This window comes from Streptomyces sp. NPDC039424 (assembly GCF_055639495.1).
In genome coordinates, this window is sequence record NZ_JBVKAI010000022.1 from 76,404 (window position 1) to 100,153 (window position 23,750).

The window sequence follows — 23,750 nt, forward strand, 5'->3', positions numbered from 1 at the left end:
GTGAGGAGCCCCGCCCGATGGACAGCCGCCGCCCCCCGCTCGCGCCCGCGTACCGGACCCTGCCGGAACACGTAAGGCACTGGGCCGAAACCACCCCCGACCGCAGGGCGTTCACCTTCGTCGACCATCCCGCCCCGCAGTCGCGCGGCGTCCACCGCACCCTGACCTGGCGGCGCCTGGACCTGCGGGTGCGGGCGCTGGCCGCCCGGCTCGCCGAGCGGGCCGAGCCCGGGGAGCGGGTGGCCCTGCTGTGCCCGCAGGGGACGGAGTACGTCACCGCCTTCCTGGCGGCGCTCGCCGCCGGGCTGGTCGCCGTACCGCTGTTCCCACCCGGTCTGCCCGGGCACGGCGACCGGCTCTCGGCGGTCCTGGCCGACGCGCGTCCGGCGGCCGTCGTGACGACGAGCCGTGCCCTGGAGGAGGTGCGGGAGTTCTGCGCGGGCACGCCGGTGCGGATCGTCGTCGCCGACCAGGTGCCCGACGACGCCGCCGGGGACTGGCGGCCCATCGCGCCGGACGACGCGGCCATCGCCTACCTGCAGTACACCTCCGGCTCGACCCGCACCCCGGCGGGCGTGGAGATCACCCACGCCAACGTCGTCGCCAACGCCCGCCAGGCGCTGACCGCCTACGGTGCCGACGACCATCCGCTCACCTGCGTCGGCTGGCTGCCGCTCTACCACGACATGGGGCTCGTGCTGAGCGTCGCCGCCCCGGTCGTGCGCGGTCTGCTGTCGGTGCTCATGGATCCGGTGGCGTTCCTGCACGAGCCCGTGCGCTGGCTGCGGCTGCTGGGCGCGCATCCGCGCGTGGTGAGCGCCGCGCCCAACTTCGCCTACGACTACTGCGCCTCGGCCGTGCCCGACGCGCAGAAGGCGGGCCTGCGGCTGGACGGCGTCGCCGCGCTGATCAACGGCAGCGAGCCGGTCCGGCCCGGTACCGCCGACCGCTTCCACGCCGCTTTCGCCGCGCAGGGGCTCGCGCCGCGGACCCACTGCCCGTCGTACGGGCTCGCCGAGGCCACCGTGTTCGTCAGCGCGGCCCGGCCCGGGGAGCCGCCGCGCCGGTTCTCGCTCGACCGCGATGCCCTCGCCGCCGGGAAGGCCCTGCCCGCACGGCCCGACGACCCCACCGCCGTGCCACTGGCCGGCTGCGGCACTCCGGCGGGCCAGCGGGTCCGCATCGCCGACCCGGTGTCCCGCGCCGCCCTGTCCGAGGGGGAGGTCGGCGAGATCTGGGTGCGGGGCCCGAATGTCGGGCGCGGCTACTGGAGCCAGGACGAGCAGACCCGGCGCGTCTTCGGCGCCGCCTTCGCCGACGAACCGGCGGAGCCGGGGGGCTGGCTGCGCACCGGCGACCTGGGGACCGTCCTGGACGGGCAGTTGATCGTCACCGGCCGGCTGAAGGACCTGATCGTCGTCGACGGCCGCAACCACTACCCGCAGGACGTGGAGGCCACGGCGCAGGACGCGCATCCGGCCGTGCGGCGCGACCGGCTCGCCGCCTTCGGCGTCCCGGGCGGCGAGGGCGAGCGGGTGGTCGTCGTCGCCGAGCACACCCGGACCACGACCCTGGCCGGGATCGACGTACCGGACCTGGTGCGCGCCGTGCGCGCGGCCGTCTCCGCCCGGCACGGGCTGCGGCTGGCCGACGTCGTCCTCGTCCCGCCGGGCGCGGTACCCCGTACGTCCAGCGGCAAGGTGGCCCGGGCGCTGACCCGCGCACGCTACCTGGAGGGCGTCTACGCCACGGAGAGCGCGGAATGAGGGCCGTCGACGAGGGCGCGCTGCGCCGCCTGATCGCACAGCGGGTGGCCGCCTGGAGCGGCACCCCCGCCGAGGACGTGCCGATGGACCGGCCGCTGGCGGACCTCGGCATGGCTTCGCGGGACGCGGTCGTGCTGGCCGGGGAGCTGTCCCGGCTGGCGGGCCGGGAACTGCCGCCGACGCTGCTGTGGGAGGCGCCCACCGGCGCCGACCTGGTGGCCCGCCTGTGCGACACACCCGTGGAGGTCACACCCGCGGCGACGAAGGCCGCCGCGGCCCCGGTGGACCCCGGTGAGCCCGTCGCGGTCGTCGGGATCGGCTGCCGGCTGCCCGGGGGTGTGCACGGGCCGGGCGACTACTGGCGGCTGCTGAGCGAGGGCGTGGACGCGATCCGGCGCGTCCCCGGGGACCGGTGGCGCGACTTCACCGCCTTCCCGCCCTCCGACGCGCCACCGTACGGCGGCTATCTCGACGACATCGCCGGGTTCGACGCGGACTTCTTCCGCGTCACCCCGCGCGAGGCCGCCGTCATGGACCCGCAGCAGCGGATCCTCCTGGAGGTCGTCCACGAGGCACTCGACCACGCCGCCGTCCCGGCCGCCTCGCTCGCGGGCACCGCCACCGGTGTCTTCGTCGGCGTGTCCGCCCCCGAGTACGGGCAGCTCACCGGCGCCGACCCGGCCGCCGTCGATCCATGGGCTCCCGCGGGGGCGGCGCTGAGTGTCACCGCGGGCCGGCTGGCGTACGTGCTGGACACCCGCGGGCCGAGCATGGCCGTCGACACCGCGTGTTCCTCGTCCCTGGTCGCGGTGCACCACGCGTGTGTGAGCCTGCGTACGGGCGAGAGCGACGCGGCGATCGCCGCCGGGGTCAACCTGCTGCTCTCCCCCACCATCGGTGTCGCCTTCGGGCGGGCGGGGGCCCTCGCGCCGGACGGGCGGTGCAAGCCGTTCTCGGCGGCGGCCGACGGCATCGGGCGCGGCGAGGGCTGCGCGGCGGTGCTGCTGAAGCGGCTGTCGGACGCCGAGCGGGACGGCGACCGTGTGCTGGCCGTCATCCGCGCCACCGCCGTCAACTCCGACGGCCGGTCGGGCGGCCTCCTGGCGCCCAACCCGGCGGCCCAGCAGGCCCTGCTGCGCACCGCCTACGGGCGGGCCGGGCTCACCCCGGCACACGTCGACTACGTGGAGGCGCACGGCACCGGCACCCCGCTGGGCGACCCGATCGAGGCGGGCGCGCTCGGCGCCGTGCTCGGGCCGGGCCGGGACGCCGACCAGCCGCTGCTGCTCGGCTCGGTCAAGGGCAACCTCGGCCACCTGGAGTCCGCCTCGGGCGTCGCCGGGCTGGTCAAGACGGTGCTCGCGCTGCACCACGACGTCATTCCGCCGTCCCTGCACTGCACCGGGGGCAGCGCCCTGGAGGACGTACGGCTGCGGGTGGTGACCGAGGCCGAGCCGTGGCCCCGCTACGGCGGCACGGCCGTCGCCGGGGTCTCCGGGTTCGGCTTCGGCGGCACCAACGCCCATGCCGTGCTGGAGGAGTGGCGTCCCGGCCTCCTGGCGCCGCCCGCCACCGAGGAACCGGCCGCCCGCCTCCACCTCCTGTCCGACGTCGACGCCGAACGCGTCCGGGACACCGCTTCCCGGCTCGCCGACTGGCTCCGCACTCCGGAAGGCGCCGCCGCACACCCCGCCGACGTGGCGCGCACGCTCGCGGGACGGGCCGGCCGGGGGCCCGTGCGCGCCGCCGTCGTCGCCGGTGACCGCGACGAACTCGCCGACGGACTGGACGCGTTGGCGCGCGGCCTGCCCCATGCGCGGGTGGTGGGCGACGACCGCGAGCTCGTCGGGCGCGGACCGGTGTGGGTCTTCTCCGGGTACGGCAGCCAGTGGGCCGGGATGGGGAGGCGGCTGCTGGCCGAGGAACCCGCCTTCGCCGCCGCCGTGGAGAAACTCGACGCGCAGCTCGCCCCGGAGTGCGGCCTGTCCCTCTACGACCACCTGGCCTCCGGCGGCGACCTCGACCGTCTGGAGGTCGCCCAGCCCGTCCTGTTCGGTCTCCAGGTAGCCCTCGCGGAGCTGTGGCGGTCCCACGGTGTCGAACCCGCCGCCGTCATCGGGCACTCCCTGGGCGAGGTGGCCGCCGCGGTGTGCGCGGGCGCCCTGGACGTCTCGGACGCGGCCCGGGTCGTCGCGGTACGGGCCCGGCTGCTCAGCGGGCTGCGCGGCGGCGCGATGGCCGTCGTCGACATCGACGACGGCGAACTGGACGCCCTGGAACGGGACTTCCCCGGCGTGCACGTCGCCGTCCACTCCTCGCCCACCCAGAAGGTGGTCACCGGGGAGGAACCGGCGGTGGCCCGGCTCGTACGGCGGCTGGAGCGGGAGGGCCGGGCCGCCCGGGCCATGCGGGTCGCCGGCGCCGGGCATTCTCCCCAGGTCGATCCCCTGCTGCCGGAGTTGACCGGGGCGCTGGCCGACATCCAGGGCAGAGCCCCGCGCGTTCCCGTCTACTCCACCGTCCTCGACGATCCGCGCGGCGCCTGCCCGTTCGACGCCGCCCACTGGGCCGCGAACCTGCGCAGGCCGGTGCGTCTGGACCGGGCCGTCGCGTCGGCCGCGGCCGACGGGCACACCGCGTTCGTCGAGATCTCGCCGCATCCGGTGCTGACGCGGGCCGTCACCGACGCCGTACCCGGCGCCCTCGCCATCGGGACGCTGCGCCGGGACGCGGACGGCTCCGCCGGGTTCCTCGCGCGGCTGGGCGCCCTGTACGCGGCGGGCGGGCGGCTGCCGCTGCCGCCCGGCCGGGTCGTCGACCTGCCCGCGCCGCGCTGGCGGCATGTCCGGCACTGGTGGACGGACGGCCGCACCGCCACCACGGCCACCCGGGAACCGGCGGCAGCGCCCGTGGAAGAGACCGCCGTCGCGGACGACACCTCGGTCCCGGCCCGGCTGTGCCACCACATCGCCGCCGTCACCGGACATCCGCCGGCGCGTATCACCCCGGCCACCGCACTGGCCGACCTCGGCCTGGACTCGCTGATGGCGGTCCGTATCCGCACCGCCGTGGCCCGCGAGTTCGGGATCGACCTGCCCCTGCGCGACCTGCTCGGCGCCGCGACCGTCCAGGAAGCGGCGGACCGCGTCGGGCGGGCGCTCCCCACGAGCGAGGACTCCCCGCTGCGGCCCCTGCGCACCACCGGCGGCCGGGCCCCGCTCTTCCTCGTGCACGCCGCCGGCGGCCCCACCGACGTCTACCGGCCGCTCGCCGACCGGCTCGGGGACGACCGGCCGGTGTACGGGCTGGACCGGGTCGAGGAGGCCCGGACGGTGACCGAGAAGGCCCGCCGCTACGCCGAAGCGGTCACCGCCGCCCACCCGAACGGGCCGCTGCTGCTCGGGGGTTGGTCCTTCGGCGGGTTCGTCGCCCAGGAGGCGGCGCGGCAGCTGTCCACCGCCGGGCGGGAGGTGGAGCTGGTGGTGCTCATCGACTCCGTACGGCCCCTCCCCCAGCCCGGACGCACCCCGGCCGACCGGATCCGCGCCCACTTCACCGGCTTCGCCCGCCACGTCGCCGACGCCTACGGGGTCCGGCTGGAGCTGCCGTACGACGAACTCGTGGCGACGGACGACGACCGCGAGCGCATCGACACCGTGCTGCGGGCCCTGCGCGAGGCCGCAGACCTGCCCGCCGCCGCGCTGGAGCACCAGCGCTCCTCCTACCTGGACCTGAGGATCGGCGAGGCCCACCGCCCGGGCCGCTACGACGGGCGGGTGGTCCTGTACCGGGCCACCGAGCCCGCCCCGCACACCGTGCGCGACCCGGCGTACGAGCGCGACGACGAGGCGCTCGGCTGGGACGAGGTGTGCCCGCGCCTGACGGTCGTACCGGTCGCGGGCCACCATCTGTCGCTGCTCGACCCCCCACACGTCGACGAGATCGCCGCCGACCTGCGGCGCGCACTCGCCGCGCAGAGCCGCTGAACCGGATCACGAGGAGCCGCCATGCCCCACCGCACCACAGGAGTGTCCCGACGCGCCGTCACCAGGGCCGCGGCGGCCACCTCGCTGGCCGTCCTGTTCGGCGCCGCGACCGCTACCGCGCGCGCCGGGGCCGCGACCCGGGTCGGACCGCGCACCCTCGACGTCACCGTGTCCTCCCCCGCGCTCGGCCGGAGCGCGCCGGTACGGCTGATCCTGCCGTCGGACTTCGACACCCAGACCGGGCGGACCTACCCCGTCCTGTACCTGCTGCACGGCGCCCACGACGACTACACGTCCTGGACGCGGGAGACGGACATCGAGGCCTTCACCAAGGGCCGCGACATGATCGTGGCGATGCCGGACGGGGGCCCCACCGGCATTCCCAGCGCCTGGCGCAGCGGGCCCGACTACGAGACCTTCCAGCTCACGGAGGTCCCGGCGCTGCTCGCCCGTGACTACCGGGCCTCCGGCGTACGGGCCGTCGCCGGGGTCTCCACCGGCGGCTACGGCGCGATGGCCCACGCGGCCCGCCATCCGGGCGTGTTCTCCGCCGCGGCCTCCTACAGCGGGATCCTCGACACCACCGCGCCCGGGGTGCCCCCCATCGTGGACGCCATCGTGGCCCGCGAGAACCTGCTGCCGCTCACCCTCTGGGGCAATCCGATCCTGAACCTGCTCACCTGGCGGGACTTCAACCCGCGGGCCCGTGCCACGGGACTGCGCGGCACCCCGCTGTACGTGTCGAGCGGCAGCGGACTGGCGGGCGGCACCGACGAGTTGCTGCCCGAGGCGCTGGAGAGCGCCCTGTGGCTCTCCGCCCACGCCTTCACCGACACGCTCGCCCTGCTCGGCATCCCGGTCACCACCCACTACTACACCGGAGGAGCACACAGCTGGACCTACTGGAAACGGGAGTTCACCGCCTCGTGGCCGATGCTCGCCCGTGCACTGGGAGTGCCGGAGTGATGTCGGTGCCGTCGGGGCACGGAACGGAGCGCAGGGGACGTCCGTCCAACCCAGGACATGCCCCTCGCCCCACGGGCAACAGCCCGAGGGTGAGCCGGTTCCGGGTGAATGGAGTGTCCGCGATGGCCGTCCCCACCCCGCGCGGCGTGCCGGCCGGTCCGGCGGTGCCGCCCATGCCCCCCGAGCTGGCCGAGCTGCTGCGCGCCCAGCTGGAGGCGGTGGCCGACGAGGTGGAGGAGGAGGTCCGCGGCCAGGTTCCGGAGTACGCGCGGCCGGCCGACGGGACGTACGGCAGGAACCTGCGGGCCGGGGTGGTGCAGGCGCTGACCCTGTTCGTGGACCACATCGCCGATCCGCGCGGCCGGGGGGAGGCGATCGCGGCCACGTACTACGAACTCGGGCGCGGCGAGGCCCTGGAGGGCCGCAGTCTGGACGCGCTGCAGTCCGCGCTGCGCGTCGGGGGGCTGCACGCCTGGCGGCTGATGGGCCGTACGGCGGAGGAACTGGGGCTGGACTCCGCGGTCGTGGCCGCGCTCGGGGAGCTCGCGTTCCGGACCGTGCACGAGGTCGCCGAGGCGGCGGCGGCCGGTTACGCCGAGGCCCAGCTGCGCAGCACGGACGAGCTGGAGCGGCGGCGCAGGCGGCTGCTGGAGATGCTGCTGAGTGACGGAGCGGTGTCCTTGGAGGCGGTGCAGGACCTGGCGCACGGCGCGCGGTGGTCGGTGCCCCGGCAGGTCGCCGTCGTCGCGCTCGCGGCCACCCCGGAGCAGCGCGAGGAGGACCGGCCGCTGGCGGCGGCCGGGGCGCTGGTCGACATGGCGTCCCGGCCGCCGCGGATGCTGGTGCCCGACCCGGACGGCTCGGGCCGCTTCGGCGGGCGGGCGTTCGCCCTGGCGCTACGGGGCCGTCCGGCCGCGATCGGTCCGACGGTCCCGCTCCTCCAGGCGGCGCAGTCGCTGCACTGGGCCACCCGGGCCCTGGGGCTGATGGGCCGCGGGGTGCTGCCCCGCCAGGGCGTGGTGCGCTGCGCCGACCATCTGTCGACCCTGCTGCTACACAGCGACGAGCCGCTGCTCGCCCAGCTGGAGGCGCGGGTCCTCGCCCCCCTGGACGCGGTCTCCGAGGGCCAGCGGCCCCGGCTCGCCGAGACGCTGCTGGCCTGGCTGATCAGCGGCAGCAACGTGCCCGACGTCGCCGCACGGCTCCACGTCCATCCGCAGACGGTCCGCTACCGCCTGCGCCAGCTGGAGAAGCTGTTCGGCGACGCCCTGCACGACCCCGGCACGCGTCTGGACCTCATCCTGGCCCTGCGTGCCGAGGAACTGCGGGACCCGGGCACGTGCACCCCGTGACCCTTCACCCCCGCTCAATTCGGCAACAAAATCCCGGGAGTTTCTGAATTCCCGTCCATAACACCCGGTCAATAAACGCGAATACCTTCGGGGCGTCCTTTTCCGCAGGCGCGTCATCGCGCCCCACCCGCAAAGGATCCTCATGCGTATCCGCTTGTGCCTCGCCGCGCTCTCGCTGCTCGGCGGGGCCGGACTGACCACCCTCTCGGCACCCACGGCAACGGCCGCCACCTGCACGGACATCGACGTCGTCGCGGCCCGCGGCACTTTCGAGCCGGGCACGCTGGGCGCGATCGTCGGCGACCCGGTGTATTCCGCGCTGCAGAAGAAACTGACAGGAAAGAGCCTGTCCAGCTACAAGGTGAACTATCCCGCGGACCTTTCCCTCACCTCGGCCGCGCAAGGAAACGCGGACCTCGTGAACCACGTCAACAGCCAGGCCGCCGCCTGTCCGAACCAGCGTTTCGTTCTCGTGGGATATTCACAGGGCGCGAACGTCGTGGACAACTCCATCGGCATCAGCAGCGACGGCGCGGTGGTCGGCAGCCCCATCGTGGCCACCATACCCACCTCGCTCGCGCCGAGGGTGGCCGCGGTGCTGCTGTTCGGCAACCCGATCCGGGCCCTCGGCAGAAGCGTCACCGGCACCTACCAGAGCCGCACCATCGACTTCTGCGCCAAGGGCGACCCGATCTGCGAGAGCGGCGGGGGTGACGTCCTCGCGCATCTCGGCTACTTCAACAACGCCGACGCGGCGGCCACGTTCGCCGCGGGCAAGGTCTGAGCGAGGCCTGCCACGACGAGGGCCCGGGAGGAGATCCTCCCGGGCCCTTCGGGTGTGCGGTGGGGCTACCGGGGCGAGCGGGCGAACGCGGCCAGGCTGGTGGAGACGGGCTCGGGCCGCCCGTTGTTCTGCACCGGCGCCGCGGTCAGCACGTCGAGGTGCTGGTAGCCGTCGGCGACCACGGGGTGCAGGTCGGCGGGGATGCGGCCGGCCAGCAGTCCGTCGCCCGCGAGGACCGTGAGCGTCGGGTTGGCGGTGAGCCCCTGCGGGTGCGCGACGAGCCGCTTCACCTGCGGGGAGGTGGCCAGTTCGAGGTCGGTGACCAGCTTGGTCGGGAAATACTGCTCGGTGAAGTCCAGCGGCTGCTCGGCCAGGCTGCGGGCCAGTTCCTGGAGGTCGGTGACCTCCTTGCCGGCGCTGGTGAAGGGCGTGCCGTCGGCCGACCGGTAGCCGGGGTCGTCGGGGTCGCCGACACGGTCGTAATCCCGCCATGTGTAGAGCGGGCCGTGGGGCTTGTCCGGGATCGCCTTGTAGGCCGTGCCGAACAGCCCCGGCTGCTGGGAGTCGCCGTTGGCGACGGGGAAGCTCTTGTCGGCGATCGGGCCGCCGTCGAAGAAGCCCACGCTGCTCTGCAGGAACGCCAGCGGTACGGAGTTGTCGTCCAGCAGCGCCCCGAGCACCGCCGCGTTGGTGAGCCGGAAGTCCTTCACCGCGGGTGTGCCGGTGAGGAAGGCGGCGGCGTCCTTGGAGAACAGGAAGCGGTTGGTCGCCTCGATGTTGACGCCTGCGGGCAGGTAGCCCGGCAGGTCGGCCTCGGCGCCCGCGTCCTGTACGGCGCCCACGCCGGCGATGGCCAGCAGGGTCATCGTCTCGGGGTTGAGCAGGACCGGCGCGGACAGCGCGCGCGGCAGCACTCCGCTGTCGAGCCCGGCCTGCACGACACCGTAACCGAGGCCGATGTCGGGCAGGTTGGTGTCGTCCGGGATGCTGCCGCTGAGGTCTCCGAGGGAGGTGGAGACGGTGGTGTCGAGGGCGAAGTAGCCGGCGCACTGATTGTATCCGGCGTCGGCCGTGGTGGCGCCGTCACCGTCGAAGTCGGCGGCGGCGAAGTACCCGGTGATGACACCGCCGAGCGAGTGTCCGCCGCACAGCACCTTCCGCTTGCGCACTTGCTGGTCGGGCAGTTCGGCGGTGAGCAGGTCGTACTGGTCGCGGACGGTCTGCTCGATGCCGAGCTTCGCCATCCAGCCCAGCCGGTCGTTGCCGGTGAACCCGGCGAAGGTGCGCCCGTCGACCTGCTTGCCCCGGTAGTAGTAGTCGACGGCCGTGTGCTGGTCGCCGGAGGCGATGCCGGTGTGGTCCTCCAGGCAGTTGGAGCGCCGGTCCAGCGCCCAGAACTCGATGTGCTCGCCCTGCTCGGCGGCGCGGGCCACGGTGTTGCGGGCGACGCCGTCGAACGCCCCGGCTCCCTCCAGGATGCCCGGCTGGGCGATCAGGATCCGGTCGGCGTCGGCCGACGCGGCGGGCCCGTCGGAGGAGCGGTAGCGCAGGTAGGACAGCCAGTCGCATGCCGCCGGACGGGCCCCGAAGGACGCCGGCAACGGCACTCGCACCCGCACCGCCGACTCGCTCACGCCGGTGACCGGACTCGCCGAGGCCACCGGGGTCTCGGTCCGCGCGTTCGCCGCCCGGGCCCCGGGGGCCGCCGCGGTGAGCGTCCCGGTGGTCAGCAGCACCGCCAGCGCGGCGCTGTGCAGGGCCTTCGCGGTTCTTCCTCTGCTGCGACTCGTCTTCATAGCCGGACCGTAGGACCGCGGGGGCGGCGCGATCGGCTGATGCTCACAAGAACACAGCAGTTGAGAGTGCCTTTGTCACGCGGAAGCACCCCGATGAGGGTGACGCCCGACCGGAAACACCGGTCGGACGTCGATCATGGTTCCAGTGCTGATTACAGGCCGGTCTCGGTGGTTCCCTGATTCACCGTCTGCGTGTCCGTCGCGGTGTCCCCGGCGAAGTCGGTGTCCCCGCCGTAGGTCGCGGTGATGGTGTACGGGCTGCCCGCCGCGTCCGTGTAGACGTGCGTGGCCGTGGCCACCCCGCCTGCCACCGTCGCCGAGGCCGTCCCCGACCCGTCGCCGAAGTCGAAGATCACCGTCCCCGTCGGCGTCCCCGCACCCGGAGCGTCCGCGCTCACCGTCGCCGTCACCGCCACCGACTCGCCCTCCACCGACGGGTCGGGGGCGGACGTCACCGTCGCTGTGGTGGCGGCCTGGTTCACCGTCTGCGTGTCCGTCGCGGTGTCCCCGGTGAAGTCGGTGTCCCCGCCGTAGGTCGCGGTGATGGTGTACGGGCTGCCCGCCGCGTCCGTGTAGACGTGCGTGGCCGTGGCCACCCCGCCTGCCACCGTCGCCGAGGCCGTCCCCGACCCGTCGCCGAAGTCGAAGATCACCGTCCCCGTCGGCGTCCCCGCACCCGGAGCGTCCGCGCTCACCGTCGCCGTCACCGCCACCGGCTCACCCACCACCGACGGATCGGGAGCGGACGTCACCACGGCGGTCGTCGCGGCCTGGTTCACCGTCTGCGTGTCCGTGCCCGTGGTACCGGCGAAGTCGGTGTCCCCACCGTACGAGACGTTGATGGTGTAGGGACTCCCCGCCACGTCCGTCCAGGTGTGGAAGGTCGTCACGGTACCGCCGATGAGGGTTGCGGTGACGGCCGACGTACCGTCGCCGAAGTCGAAGGTCACCGCCCCCGTCGGCGTCCCCGCACCCGGAGCGTCCGCGCTCACCGTCGCCGTCACCGCCACCGGCTCACCCACCACCGACGGATCGGGAGCGGACGTCACCACGGCGGTCGTCGCGGCCTGGCCCACGGTCTGCGTGTCCGTGCCCGTGGTACCGGCGAAGTCGGTGTCCCCGCCGTAGGTCGCGGTGATGGTGTACGGGCTGCCTGCCGTGGTGGCGTACGCGTGCGTGACCGAGGCCACGCCGCCCACCAGGGTCCCCGTCGCGACGGGCGTCCCGTCGCCGAAGTCGAAGGTCACCGTCCCCGTCGGCGTCCCCGCACCCGGAGCGTCCGCGCTCACCGTCGCCGTCACCGTCACCGCCTCGCCCATCACCGACGGATCGGGAGCGGACGTCACCACGGCGGTCGTCGCGGCCTGGCCCACGGTCTGGGTGTCGGTTCCGGTGGACGGGTTGAAGTCGCCGTTCCCAGCGTAGACGGCGGTGATGGTGTACGGGCTGCCCGCCGTGGTGGCGTACGCGTGCGTGACCGAGGCCACGCCGCCCACCAGGGTCCCCGTCGCGACGGGCGTCCCGTCGCCGAAGTCGAAGGTCACCGTCCCCGTCGGCGTCCCCGCACCCGGAGCGTCCGCACTCACCGTCGCCGTCACCGTCACCGCCTCGCCGGCCACGGACGGATCCGGCGAGGAGGTCACCGTGGTCGTGGTGTCCACCGCGCCGACCGTGTGGGAGTCGGTGTCCGAGGAGCCTGCGAAGTTGGTGTCTCCACCGTAGGTCGCGGTGATGGTGAACGGGCTACCGGTCGTCGTGGCGTAGGTGTGGGGGGCCGTGGCCGTGCCGCCCACGACGACTCCGGGGACCGGCGTGGAGCCGTCGCCGAAGTCGAAGACCACGGTCCCCGTCGGCGTCCCCGCACCCGGAGCGGTCGCTGTCACCGTCGCCGTGGCCGTCACCTGCTCACCGACCAGGGACGGGTCGGGTGCCGACGTCACCGCGGTCGTCGTGGCCGACTGGTTCACCGTGTGGGTGTCGGTGCCGACCGACGGACCGAAGTTGCTGTTGCCGGTGTAGATGGCGGTGATGGTGTGGGGCCCGACCGTCAGGGCGCTGGTGGTGACGGTGGCGGTGCTCGCGGTGACGGGAGCGCTGAGGACCGGTCCGCCACTGACGACGAAGAACACCGTCCCGCCGGGCGTCCCCGCTCCGGGGGCGGTGGGCGTCACCGTGGCGGTGATCGTCACCTGCTCGCCGAGGACGGACGGGTCGGGAGTCGACGTGACCGTGGTGGTCGTCTGGGCCACGCCCACGATCTGGGTGTCGGTACCGGTGGAGGCGTTGAAGTCGGCGTTCCCGGCATAGGTGGCGGTGACGGTGTACGGGCTGCCCACGGTGCCGGTGTAGGCGTGGGTGACCGTCGCCGTCCCGCCCATCAGCGTCACGGTCTGGGCGGGTGACCCGTCCCCGAAGCTGACGGTCACCTGCCCGGTCGGCGTTCCGGTGCCGGGCGCGTCGGCGGCCACCAGCACGGTGATGCCGACCGGTTGGCCGACCACGGAGGGGTCGGGGCTGGTGGTGACGGTGGTGGTGGTTCCCGCCGCATTGACGGTCTGGGTGTCGGTGCCGATGGAAGTGGCGAAGTCGGGGTCGCCGCTGTAGGTGGCGGTGACGGTGTAGGGGCTGCCGGAGGTGCCGGTGTAGGTGTGGGTGGAGGTGGCCGTACCGCCCACCACCGCCGCCGTCACCGTCGCGCTGCCGTCACCGAAGTCGAAGGTCACCGTCCCGGTCGGGGACCCCGCCCCCGGAGCGGTGGGAGCGACAGCGGCGGTGAACGTCACCTGCTGCCCCACCACCGACGGATCCGGGCTGGAGCTGACGGTCGTCGTGGTCCCGGCCGCGGTCACCGCCTGGGTGTCGGTGCCGGTCGAACCGGTGAAGTCACCGTCACCGCTGTAAGTCGCCGACACCGGGTACGGGCTGCCGGAGGCGGAGGTGTAGGTGTGGGTGGAGGTGGCCGTACCGCCCACCACCGCCGCCGTCACCGTCGCGCTGCCGTCACCGAAGTCGAAGGTCACCGTCCCGGTCGGGGACCCCGCCCCCGGAGCGGTGGGAGCGACAGCGGCGGTGAACGTCACCTGCTGCCCCACCACCGACGGATCCGGGCTGGAGCTGACGGTCGTCGTGGTCCCGGCCGCGGTCACCGCCTGGGTGTCGGTGCCGGTCGAACCGGTGAAGTCACCGTCACCGCTGTAACTCGCCGACACCGGGTACGGGCTGCCGGAGGCGGAGGTGTAGGTGTGGGTGGAGGTGGCCGTACCGCCCACCACCGCCGCCGTCACCGTCGCGCTGCCGTCACCGAAGTCGAAGGTCACCGTCCCCGTCGGGGACCCCGCCCCCGGAGCGGTGGGAGCGACAGCGGCGGTGAACGTCACCTGCTGCCCCACCACCGACGGATCCGGGCTGGAGCTGACGGTCGTCGTGGTCCCGGCCGCGGTCACCGCCTGGGTGTCGATGCCGGTGGCCGCCTGGAAGTCGGCGTCGCCGCTGTAGTCCGCGGTGACGGTGAACGGGCTGCCGACTGCGGTGGTGTAGGTGTGGGTGGCCGTCGCGGTGCCGCCGGCGACCGGCACCGTCACCGTCGCGCTGCCGTCACCGAAGTCGAAGGTCACCGTCCCCGTCGGGGACCCCGCCCCCGGAGCGGTGGGAGCGACAGCGGCGGTGAACGTCACCTGCTGCCCCACCACCGACGGATCCGGGCTGGAGGTCACAGTGACCTCCGTCCCGGCCGCGGTCACCGTCTGAGTGTCGGTGCCGGTCGAGCCGGTGAAGTCGCTGTCCCCGCCGTAGGAGGCGGTGATGGTGTACGGGCTGCCGGTGGCGCTCGTGTAGGTGTGGGTGACCGTCGCCGTGCCGCCCACCAGCGTCACGGTCTGGGCGGGTGACCCGTCCCCGAAGCTGACGGTCACCTGCCCGGTCGGCGTTCCGGCGCCGGGCGCGTCGGCGGCCACCACCACGGTGATGCCGACCGGTTGGCCGACCGTCGACGGATCCGGTGAGGACGTGACCGTCGTGGTCGTGGCAGCGGGGCTGACGGTTTGGGTGTCGGTGCCCGAGGAACCGGCGAAGTCGCCGTTGCCGGCGTAGGTGGCGGTGATGGCGAACGGGCTGCCGGTCGCGGAGGTGTAGGCGTGGGTGACCGTCGCGGTGCCGCCCACCAGTGTGCCGCTCTGGGTCGGCGACCCGTCGCCGAAGACGAAGGTGACCGTGCCGGTGGGCGTGCCCGCGCCCGGCGCCACCGGCGCCACCGTCGCGGTGATGGTCACCGGCTGGCCCACCGCCGACGGATCCGGCGAGGAGGTCACCGTCGTCGTGGTGCCTGAGGCGCCCACGGTCTGGGTGTCCGTGCCCGACGACGCGGTGAAGCTCCCGGCGCCGCTGTAGGTGGCCGTCACCGTGAACGGGCTGCCCGTTGCGGTGGTGTAGGCGTGCGTGGTCGTGGCGGTGCCACCGGCCAGTGGCACCGTCACCGGCGGCGACCCGTCCCCGAAGGTGAACGTCACCGTCCCGGTCGGCGTCCCCGCACCCGGCGCCACCGGCGCCACCGCCGCGGTGATGGTCACCGGCTGGCCCACCACCGACGGATCCGGCGAGGAGGTCACCGTCGTGGTCGTCGCCGCCGGCAGCACGGTCTGGGTGTCGGTGCCCGTGGAGGAGTTGAGGTTGGCGTTACCGCTGTAGGTCGCGGTGACCGTGTACGGGCTGCCGGTCGCGCTGGTGTAGGTGTGGTTGGCCGTGCCCGCACCTCCCACCAGGGGAACCGTCACCGGCGGCGACCCGTCCCCGAACGTGAAGGTCACCGTGCCTGTGGGCGTGCCGGGTCCTGGGGGCACCGGCGCCACGGTGGCCGTGAAGCTCACCTGCTGCCCCACCGCCGACGGATCCGGCGAGGAGGTCACCGTCGTCGTGGTGGCTCCCTTGCCCTGCACCGTGTGCGTGTCCGTCCCCGACGACGGCAGGTGGTTGACACCCCCGCCGTAGATCGCGGTGATCGTGTGCGGGCCGACGCTCAGCGTGTTCGCGGTGACCGTCGCCGTTCCCCCCACCAGCGGTGCCGTCAGCGTCGGCCCCCCGCTGATGACGAAGGTGACGGTGCCCGTCGGCGTGCCCGTCCCGGGCGCGACCGGCACCACCGTCGCAGTGATCGTCACCGGCTGGCCGAAGACCGATGGATCCGGTGCGGAGACCACCGTCGTTTTGGTGGACGCCCGGATGACGGCCTGGGTGGTGGAACGCGTCGACGGGGTGAAGTTGGCGTCACCGCTGTAGGTGGCGGTGACCGCGTGGGTTCCGACGGAAAGGTTGTTGACCGTCGCCGTTGCCGTACCGCCCACGACGGGCACCGTCACGGTCGGCCCGCCGCTGACGGTGAAGGTGACCGTCCCGGTCGGAGTCCCCGGCCCGAGCGGGATGACGGTCGCGGTCAGCGTCACCGGCTGACCGAATACCGCAGGATTCGGCGCGGTCGTTACTAAGGTTACGGTCGCAGGCATGAGGAGGCCCTCCGAAGAGATCGAGGTGGTCGAGGCCGTCTCTCGTCTCTCACTGCCGAGGGCCGCTACTGGCGGTGACGGATGCAGGGCATCACTGATCGCCGTCCCCCGACAGGGAGATGGGCGGCTCCGGTCGGTGTCACCAGTACGCGTCCGACCGGTTTCGACACGCCAGAAACACGAGACCGAATCCTCCGACCGGCCGAGCGCACAAGCCGCGCGAGCAGCGCGGAGACCGCCCACGACACCGGCGCACAACGATCGCCGTGCGCCGGTCGGCATGGTCCGCCGGAAGGAGGCGTCGTCGCCCTGGTCAGCCGACCGGGAGGGACTGCTCGGCCCAGATGGTCTTGCCCCGGGGGGTCTGGCGGGTGCCCCAGCCCTGGGTGAGCTGGGCGACCATGTGCAGCCCCCGGCCGCCCTCGTCGTAGCTGCGGGCCCGGCGCAGATGCGGGGCGGTGCTGCTGGCGTCGGACACCTCGCAGATGAGGGTCCGGTCCCGGATCAGCCGCAGTCCGATGGGCACCTGGCCGTAGCGGATGGCGTTGGTGACCAGCTCGCTGACCACCAGCTCGGTGATGAACGCCGCGTCCTGAAGGCCCCAGGCGGCGAGCTGCCGGCTGGTCCGGGCGCGGGCGTCGGCCACGATCGCGGGGTCGGAGGGCAGGGCCCAGGCGGCGACCTGGTCGGCGTGCAGGGCCCGGGTCCGCGCGAGGAGCAGTGCCACGTCGTCCACGGGGCTGTCGGGCAGCATGGCCTTGAGGATGGTGTCGCAGGTGACCTCGAGCGAGGGAACCGGGGAGGCCAGCGCTTCGCAGAGGCGGGTCAGGCCGAGGGTGACGTCACGTTCGCGTGCCTCGATCAGGCCGTCGGTGAAGAAGGTCAGCAGACTGCCCTCGGGCAGTTCCATCTCGGTGGTCTCGAACGGCAGGCCACCGACGCCCAGCAGCGGTCCGGGCGTGAGGTGGGCGATGCTGACCGTGCCGTCGGGGAGCAGTACGGCGGGCGGGACGTGGCCGGCGCTGGCGAGGGTGCAGACGCGGGAGACGGGGTCGTAGACGGCGTACAGGCAGGTGGCCCCGATCTCACCGGTGTACGGCTCGTCCCCGGCGATGCCGTCGTCCTCCGAGGTGAGGTGGGTGACGAGGTCGTCGAGGTGGGTGAGGAGTTCGTCCGGCGGCAGGTCCACGTCGGCGAGCGTGCGCACCGCGGTGCGCAGCCGCCCCATGGTCGCGGAGGCGTGGATGCCGTGCCCGACCACGTCGCCGACGACCAGGGCGACCCGGGTGCCCGACAGGGGGACGACGTCGAACCAGTCGCCGCCCACGCCGGCGCTGGTGCCGGCCGGCAGATAGCGGTAGGCCACCTCGACGGCCGTCTGCTTGGGCAGGTCACGGGGCAGCAGGCTGCGCTGGAGGGTGAGCGCGTTGGCGCGCTCACGGGTGTAGCGGCGGGCGTTGTCCACGCCGACGGCCGCCCGGCCCGCGAGTTCCTCGGCGAGGACCAGGTCGTCCCGCGCGAAGGGCTCGGAGCCCGTTCCGCGCACGAAGACCGCCACCCCGAGGGTGAGGCCCCGGGCCCGGAGGGGGGTGGCCATGACCGAGTGGAATCCGTACTCCCGGACCCGGGAGGACCTCGTCTCGTCGCCGGAGATCCACCGGGTGAAGTCGGGGTCGTCCGTGCCGCTGAGCACGGGGTGCCCGCCGGCCAGGGCGCGGGCGGGGGGTGCGAACGGCGGGTAGGTGTCGATCGCGCCGAGGTCGACGACGGCCTCGGGCACGTCGGCGGCGCGGGAGTGGTGGGCGACGCGACGGAGCGCGACGGCGGCGTCCACGGATCCGGAGACCGGCTCCTCGCCCCGCATCACGGAGTCCAGCAGGTCCACGCTCACGAAGTCGGCGAGCCCCGGAACGGCCAGCACGGCGAGTTCCTGGGCGGTGCGCGTCACGTTCAGGGTGGTGCCGACCCGGATGCCCGCCTCCTTCAGCAGGGCCAGCCGCTGACTGGCCGAGCGCTGCTCGCTGCTGTCGAACGTCGCGGTACCCACCCCGGCGACCGCACCCGTGGCGGGGTCCCGGACGGGCCACAGCTCGATGGCCCAGGCGCGCTGGCGCGTCGGGCCGGGATCCGCCGCGGAGTGTTCGTAGCGCATCGGCCTGGCCTCTTCGGCGGCCCGGCGGACACAGCGCAGGAACCCCTCGTCGGCTCGGGCGGCCGAGACCTCCGCGCCGCCTTCCGCGTCCGGCAGCCAGGAGCGCGAGGCAGAGGTGTAGACGGAGAGCGCGATCGACGACTGGCCGAACGCCCACTCCACCATCCTCCGGTCGCGCTCCGACTCGGCGGGGTTGGTGGTGGCGGCCACCACGAACCCCCGCGTGGTGCCGTCGCCGCCGAGCGAGGGCTGGGCGTGCAGGGTCAGTTCGACACGGTGGCCGTCCCGGTGCCGCAGCGCCGCCGTGCCGCTCCATTCCTCGGAGCCGGTCAGGGAGAGGCCGGCCGCCGTGGGGCGCTCCCGGGTGATCAGGAGGTCGGCCGCGGCGCGCCCCACGACCTCCGCGGCGCGGTAGCCGAGCAGGCGCCGGGCGGCCTCGCTCCATCCCGTGACGACGCCCTCGGGGCTGATGGTGGCCGTCGCGGCCTCGGATGACCACGTGTAGTGACCATGCGTGTGATCATAAGCGGCCATTCTTACTCAATTCACACTGGTGACGTCACTCACAGTCCCAGCGTGCGCGCCGCGTATGGTTCGGACAAGTCGGGTCGCGCCCGTCAGTACAGCACCTTCAGCGCGCCCGGGAGCACCCTCGCCGTGACGGGCAGGGCCGCCTCGACCTCGCCGTCGGCGCCGTAGGGCACCTCGCGGTCGGCTTCGATACGGATCTCCCGGCCGCGCACGATGTGGACCTCGGGCCGCTGGACGTGTGCGCCGGACCTGAGCTCGTTCATCAGGGTGAAGAACAGCCGGCGCGGCGCCTCTCGGATCATCACGACGTCGAGGAGGCCGTCGTCGACACGGGCGCCGGGGGCGATCATGCGGCCGGAGCCGTAGTAGGGGGAGTTGGCGGCGACGACGGTGTAGCCGCGGTGCGTGTGGGGCCGGCCGTCGACGGTGACCTGGTAGGTCGCCGGGCGCCAGGTGGTCACGGCCCGCAGGCCGCCCGCGTAGTAGGGGGCGGCGCCGCGCAGCAGCCGGGCCTGGTTGGCGTGGCGGTTGGCCAGCGCGTCGACCCCCGCGTACACGCTGCCGAGGACCACCGCCGCGTCGTGGACGGCCGAGCGCACCTCGATGGTGTCCACCGGGCGCGGCTCCCCCTCCAGCAGGATCCGGGCCAGCGCCTCGGGTTCGCTGGGCAGCCCCAGCGCCCTGGCGAAGTCGTTGCCCCGGCCGGCCGGGACCAGGCCGAGTACGGAGTCGGTGCCGCTCAGCGCCCCGCCGACGCCGCCGGCGATGCCGTCGCCGCCGACCGCGAGCACCACCCGGCCCCGCTCCCCCGCGCCGCGCGCGACGTCCTGGGCGTGCGCCAGGCTGCGGCTGTACTCCGTCTCCAGCTCGGCCCCGGCCGCCCGCAGCACGCGGGCCACCTGGAGCAGGGTGGCCGCCGCGCCGGCCGATCCCGCGGTGGGGTTGACGACGGCGGTGAACTGTCGCATGGGTGAGCCTCCGGGGCGGTGACGCGGGCGGGGTGTGCGGGAGGGGCGGGCTGACGGCCGGACGGATCAGTCCGTGGGCAGGAGCACGCCGGGGTTGAGGAGCAGGTCCGGGTCCAGGCGCCGCTTGACGGCACGGAGGGCCTCGACGCCGAGCGGACCGGCCTCGCGGACGTACCAGTCCCGGTGGTCGGTGCCCACACCGTGATGGTGGGTGATGGTGCCGCCCGCGGCGAGGATCGCCTCGCCCGCCGCCCGCTTGGCGGGGGCCCAGTGGGCGACCGGGTCGTCGCCCTGGGCGGAGACGACGGTGAAGTACAGCGAGGCGCCGTTCTCGTAGACGTGGGAGATGTGGCACAAGACCAGGGGCGGGGTGCCCGCCTCGGTGAGCGTGGCGGTCAGGGCCGTGCGGACGGAGGCGTACAGCTCGGGGATGCGCGACCAGAAGGCCGCGGTCTCCAGCGTCTCGGCGAACGCGCCCGCGTCGAGCAGAGAGTCCCTGAGGTAGGGCGCCGAGTAGCGGCCGTGCGCCCAGCGTTCGCCCGGCTCCGCGCCGGCGTACGTGCCACCGCAGTCGCGCAGCACGGCACAGGCTCGCTCCCGGCGGTGGGCGGTGTCCTCCTCGGTGCCCTCGTATCCGACGATCGCGAGGCATCCGGCGTTCTGGGGCGCGCCCTCGGCCCCGATCGCGTCGGGCTGGGCGAGGCCGATCAGCGTCTCGGTCTCGTCGGACAGGCGCAGCACGGTGGGGCGCGGCCCGTCCTGGGCGAGCCGGCGCAGTGCGGCGGAGCCCTCCTCGAAGGAGGCGAAGCGCCAGCCCTCGTACCGGCGGACGTCCGGGACGGGACGGACCCGGACGGTGACGGAGGTGATGACGCCGAACGCGCCCTCGGAGCCGAGGATCAGCTGGCGCAGGTCCGGTCCGGCGGCGGAGCGGGGAGCGCGGCCGGTGTCGAGGGTGCCCTCGGGTGTGGCGAGGGTGAGGCCGAGGACCATCTCGTCGAAGCGCCCGTAGCCGGCGGAGGCCTGGCCGCTGGAGCGGGCGGCGGCGAAGCCGCCGATGGTCGCCCACTCGTAGGACTGGGGGAAGTGCCCGAGCGTGAAGCCGTGTTCGGCCAGCAGCGCCTCGGCGTGCGGGGCGCGCAGCCCGGGTTGCAGGGTGGCGGTGCGGGAGACGGGGTCGACGGCGAGCAGCCGGTTCATGCGGCGCAGGTCGAGGGCGACGAAGGGGCCCCGCCGGGCGGGGGCGAGGCCGCCGACGACGGAGGTGCCGCCGCCGAACGGTACGGCGGCGAGGCCGTGTTCGGCGCACACGCGCAGTACGGCGAGCACGTCGTCGTGGCCGGCCGGGAGGACGACGGCCGCGGGCACGTCCTGAACGTCCCCGGCCCGGATCCGCAGCAGGTCGGGGGTGGACTTGCCCCGGGTGTGCCGGATGCGGGTCTCGGCGTCGGTGCGGACGTGGGCGTCGCCGCCCACGGCGGCGGCCAGCGCCCGGAGCGCGGCGGAGTCGAGCGGTGACGCGGGGACGGTGATGTCCTCCAGGCCGAGCGGTCCGGCCGGCCGCGGCTTGACGCCCAGCAGGTCGCGCAGCAGTCCGGTCACCGTCTCGGGCAGCGGTGCCGCCTCGGCCGGGTCGCCCCAGCCACTCCACAGCATGTCCATTGGCGGTTGTCCTCACCGGTCGCTTCAGGGGGCGTTACACTGTGACACATGACGCCTATTCGTCACAACCATCGGGACGACGACCACCGGCACGAGGACCAGCGGACCGACAACCAGCGGGACAGCGATCCGGTGCTCGACGCGGTGCGCGACTGCGTGCTGGCCGTCGGCGTCCGCCGGACCACCCTGACCGACGTGGCCCGCCGCGCGGGGGTCTCGCGCATGACGCTCTACCGGCGCTGGCCGGATGTGCGCTCCCTCGTGGGGGACCTGATGACACGTGAGTGGGTCGGCGTGGCCACACGCGCCATGCCCGAACGCCGGCCGGACCGGTCCGCGCGCGAACTGGTCGTCGAGGGGCTGGTGGACGGCGTGGCGGCCTTCCGCGCCCACCCCCTCTTCCGCAAGATCGTCGACGTCGACCCGGAGCTCCTGCTGCCCTATGTGCTGGACCGCCGCGGCGCGAGCCAGGACGCCCTGCTGGAGCTGCTGGCCGCCGTGCTGCGGGACGGCCACGCCGACGGGTCGGTGCGGGCCCGCCACCCGCTGCGGCAGGCCCGGTCCCTGCTGCTGATCGTCCAGTCCTTCACCCTGTCGCTGCGGACCATGACCGACGAGGACGACCCCGAGCTGACCACCGCCGCCTTCCTCGCGGAGCTGCGGACCATCCTGGAGAGGACCCTCACACCATGAGCTCCACCAGCGGCTCGTCCCTGTCCGCCGCCCGCCGCTCCCGCGAACTCGCCGAGGCCGTCGGCGGTGAGGTGGTGGACGTCCTGGTCGTGGGCCTCGGTGCCACCGGCGCCGGAGCCGCCCTCGACGCCGCCGCCCGCGGACTGTCGGTCGTCGCCGTCGACGCCCACGACCTGGCCTTCGGCACCTCGCGCTGGAGCTCGAAGCTCATCCACGGCGGCCTGCGCTACCTGGCCTCCGCACAGTTCGACGTGGCCCACGAAAGCGCCGTGGAGCGGGGGGTGCTGATGCAGCGCACGGCCCCCCACCTGGTCCGCGCCCAGCCCTTCGTGCTCCCGCTCACCCCCCTGGTCTCGCGCGGCCAGGCCGCCCTGGCCCAGGCCGGGTTCCGGGCCGGTGACGCCCTGCGCCTGGCGGCCCGCACGGCCCGCGCCACCCTGCCCGCGCCCCGCCGGCTGTCCGCGGTGGAGACCCGGCACCTGGCGCCGGCGCTGCGCGCCGACGGGCTGCGCGGCGGTCTGCTGTCCTGGGACGGCCGGCTGACCGACGACGCCCGCCTGGTGACCGCCCTCGCCCGCACCGCCGCCGCCCACGGCGCACGCGTCCTGACCCGGGTCAGGGCGCTGGAGCTGTCCGGTTCGGGCGCCCGCGTCCGCGACGAACTCACCGGCGAGGAGGGGGAGATACGGGCCCGCGCCGTGATCAACGCCTCCGGCGTGTGGGCGGGCGACCTGGTCGACGGCATCCGCATCCGGCCCTCCCGGGGCACCCACCTGGTCCTGCGCGCCGAACGGCTCGGCCTGCTGCCGGCGGGACTGCACATCCCGGTCCCCGGCGAGACCAACCGTTTCGTGCTGGTGCTGCCGCAGGGCGACGGCCGGGTGTACGTCGGCCTCACCGACGAACCCGTCGAAGGTCCCGTGCCCGACGTCCCCGAAGTGCCGGAGACGGACATCGGCTTCCTGCTCGACGTACTCGGATCCGTCCTGGACGTCCCGGTCCACCGCGAGGACGTGGTGGGCGCCTTCGCGGGGCTGCGCCCTCTGCTGGACACCACACCGGGGCGATCGGGCCAGGAGGCCCGGACCGCCGACATCTCCCGGCGGCACGCGGTACTGACGTCCCCGGACGGCGTCGTCACCGTGGTCGGGGGCAAGCTCACCACCTACCGGCGCATGGCCGAGGACGCCGTCGACGCCGCCGTCTCCGCCCGCCGCCTGCCGGCCGGCCCCTCCCCCACCGCCTCGCTGCCCCTCGTCGGCGCCGACGCGCCGTCCCGGCTCCGCGCCCTGCCCGCGCCCCGGCGACTCGTCCAGCGCTACGGCACCGAGGCCACGGCTGTCCACGCCCTGGCCGCCCGGGACCGCCGACTGGGCGAACCCGTCGTGCCCGGCCATCCCGTCACCGGCGCCGAACTGCTGTGGGCCGTACGCCACGAGGGCGCGCTCGACCCGGCGGACCTCCTCGACCGGCGCACCCGCATCGGCCTGGTCCCCGAGGACCGCGCCACGGCGCTGGACGCCGCCCGCGGAATTCTGGACGACGCCGGGGAGCGGCTGCGTGACGAGGCCGATCGCGGGTAACCCGCGATGTCATGAA

12 protein-coding genes are annotated in these 23,750 nt (G+C 74.3%); 7 read left to right on the forward strand and 5 right to left on the reverse strand.

Annotated features, from left to right (window positions below):
• Positions 1-17 precede the first annotated feature (17 nt).
• The 5 genes from ACZ7L0_RS36675 to ACZ7L0_RS36695 all read left to right on the forward strand — a co-directional run bounded on the left by ACZ7L0_RS36675 (position 18) and on the right by ACZ7L0_RS36695 (position 8,854).
• Positions 18-1,766: a fatty acyl-AMP ligase gene (locus ACZ7L0_RS36675; RefSeq protein ID WP_471246895.1), complete on the forward strand. Its 1,749-nt coding sequence runs from the start codon at positions 18-20 to the stop codon at positions 1,764-1,766.
• Complete coding sequence (locus ACZ7L0_RS36680; RefSeq protein ID WP_471246896.1) at positions 1,763-5,752, forward strand: acyltransferase domain-containing protein; 3,990 nt, start codon at positions 1,763-1,765, stop codon at positions 5,750-5,752. Before ACZ7L0_RS36675 ends, ACZ7L0_RS36680 begins: the two co-directional genes overlap by 4 nt.
• Positions 5,753-5,773: 21 nt before the next feature.
• Complete coding sequence (locus ACZ7L0_RS36685; RefSeq protein WP_471246897.1) at positions 5,774-6,718, forward strand: alpha/beta hydrolase; 945 nt, start codon at positions 5,774-5,776, stop codon at positions 6,716-6,718.
• A gap of 122 nt (positions 6,719-6,840) precedes the next feature.
• Positions 6,841-8,070 carry a PucR family transcriptional regulator gene (locus ACZ7L0_RS36690; protein ID WP_471246898.1) on the forward strand — a complete coding sequence of 410 codons (1,230 nt, stop codon included), beginning with the start codon at positions 6,841-6,843 and terminating at the stop codon, positions 8,068-8,070.
• Positions 8,071-8,212: 142 nt separating this feature from the next.
• Positions 8,213-8,854: a cutinase family protein gene (locus ACZ7L0_RS36695; protein WP_471246899.1), complete on the forward strand. Its 642-nt coding sequence runs from the start codon at positions 8,213-8,215 to the stop codon at positions 8,852-8,854.
• Positions 8,855-8,919: 65 nt separating this feature from the next.
• Here ACZ7L0_RS36695 and ACZ7L0_RS36700 read toward each other — a convergent pair whose 3' ends face one another.
• The 5 genes from ACZ7L0_RS36700 to ACZ7L0_RS36720 all read right to left on the reverse strand — a co-directional run bounded on the left by ACZ7L0_RS36700 (position 8,920) and on the right by ACZ7L0_RS36720 (position 21,458).
• Positions 8,920-10,650 carry a hypothetical protein gene (locus tag ACZ7L0_RS36700; RefSeq protein WP_471246900.1) on the reverse strand — a complete coding sequence of 577 codons (1,731 nt, stop codon included), beginning with the start codon at positions 10,648-10,650 and terminating at the stop codon, positions 8,920-8,922.
• Positions 10,651-10,802: 152 nt separating this feature from the next.
• Entirely contained in the window at positions 10,803-16,427 is a 5,625-nt protein-coding gene (locus ACZ7L0_RS36705) for an Ig-like domain repeat protein (RefSeq protein WP_471246901.1), read from the reverse strand.
• Positions 16,428-16,458: 31 nt separating this feature from the next.
• Positions 16,459-18,831 (reverse strand): ATP-binding SpoIIE family protein phosphatase, encoded by a 2,373-nt coding sequence (locus tag ACZ7L0_RS36710; RefSeq protein WP_471246902.1) that lies wholly within the window; start codon positions 18,829-18,831, stop codon positions 16,459-16,461.
• An 83-nt stretch (positions 18,832-18,914) separates the two neighbouring features.
• On the reverse strand, positions 18,915-19,796 hold the full coding sequence (locus ACZ7L0_RS36715) for a YegS/Rv2252/BmrU family lipid kinase (protein WP_471246903.1): 882 nt from the start codon (positions 19,794-19,796) through the stop codon (positions 18,915-18,917).
• 66 nt (positions 19,797-19,862) lie between these two features.
• Positions 19,863-21,458: an FAD-binding oxidoreductase gene (locus ACZ7L0_RS36720; RefSeq protein WP_471246904.1), complete on the reverse strand. Its 1,596-nt coding sequence runs from the start codon at positions 21,456-21,458 to the stop codon at positions 19,863-19,865.
• 48 nt (positions 21,459-21,506) lie between these two features.
• Between ACZ7L0_RS36720 and ACZ7L0_RS36725 the strand changes: the two genes are divergently transcribed.
• Both ACZ7L0_RS36725 and ACZ7L0_RS36730 read left to right on the forward strand, forming a co-directional pair.
• Positions 21,507-22,151 (forward strand): TetR/AcrR family transcriptional regulator, encoded by a 645-nt coding sequence (locus tag ACZ7L0_RS36725; RefSeq protein ID WP_471246905.1) that lies wholly within the window; start codon positions 21,507-21,509, stop codon positions 22,149-22,151.
• Positions 22,148-23,734, forward strand: coding sequence for a glycerol-3-phosphate dehydrogenase/oxidase (locus ACZ7L0_RS36730; protein ID WP_471246906.1), 1,587 nt, complete (start codon positions 22,148-22,150; stop codon positions 23,732-23,734). Before ACZ7L0_RS36725 ends, ACZ7L0_RS36730 begins: the two co-directional genes overlap by 4 nt.
• The last annotated feature ends 16 nt before the right edge of the window (positions 23,735-23,750 follow it).

Bases quoted from the DNA above. Each gene is read 5' to 3' on its own strand.
- ACZ7L0_RS36710 (WP_471246902.1), bottom strand. From the start codon at position 18,831: ATGGCCGCTTATGATCACACGCATGGTCACTACACGTGGTCATCCGAG.
- ACZ7L0_RS36675 (WP_471246895.1), top strand. From the start codon at position 18: ATGGACAGCCGCCGCCCCCCGCTCGCGCCCGCGTACCGGACCCTGCCG.
- ACZ7L0_RS36690 (WP_471246898.1), top strand. From the start codon at position 6,841: ATGGCCGTCCCCACCCCGCGCGGCGTGCCGGCCGGTCCGGCGGTGCCG.
- ACZ7L0_RS36680 (WP_471246896.1), top strand. From the start codon at position 1,763: ATGAGGGCCGTCGACGAGGGCGCGCTGCGCCGCCTGATCGCACAGCGG.
- ACZ7L0_RS36715 (WP_471246903.1), bottom strand. From the start codon at position 19,796: ATGCGACAGTTCACCGCCGTCGTCAACCCCACCGCGGGATCGGCCGGC.
- ACZ7L0_RS36730 (WP_471246906.1), top strand. From the start codon at position 22,148: ATGAGCTCCACCAGCGGCTCGTCCCTGTCCGCCGCCCGCCGCTCCCGC.
- ACZ7L0_RS36695 (WP_471246899.1), top strand. From the start codon at position 8,213: ATGCGTATCCGCTTGTGCCTCGCCGCGCTCTCGCTGCTCGGCGGGGCC.
- ACZ7L0_RS36705 (WP_471246901.1), bottom strand. From the start codon at position 16,427: ATGCCGACCGGCGCACGGCGATCGTTGTGCGCCGGTGTCGTGGGCGGT.
- ACZ7L0_RS36720 (WP_471246904.1), bottom strand. From the start codon at position 21,458: ATGGACATGCTGTGGAGTGGCTGGGGCGACCCGGCCGAGGCGGCACCG.
- ACZ7L0_RS36685 (WP_471246897.1), top strand. From the start codon at position 5,774: ATGCCCCACCGCACCACAGGAGTGTCCCGACGCGCCGTCACCAGGGCC.
- ACZ7L0_RS36700 (WP_471246900.1), bottom strand. From the start codon at position 10,650: ATGAAGACGAGTCGCAGCAGAGGAAGAACCGCGAAGGCCCTGCACAGC.
- ACZ7L0_RS36725 (WP_471246905.1), top strand. From the start codon at position 21,507: ATGACGCCTATTCGTCACAACCATCGGGACGACGACCACCGGCACGAG.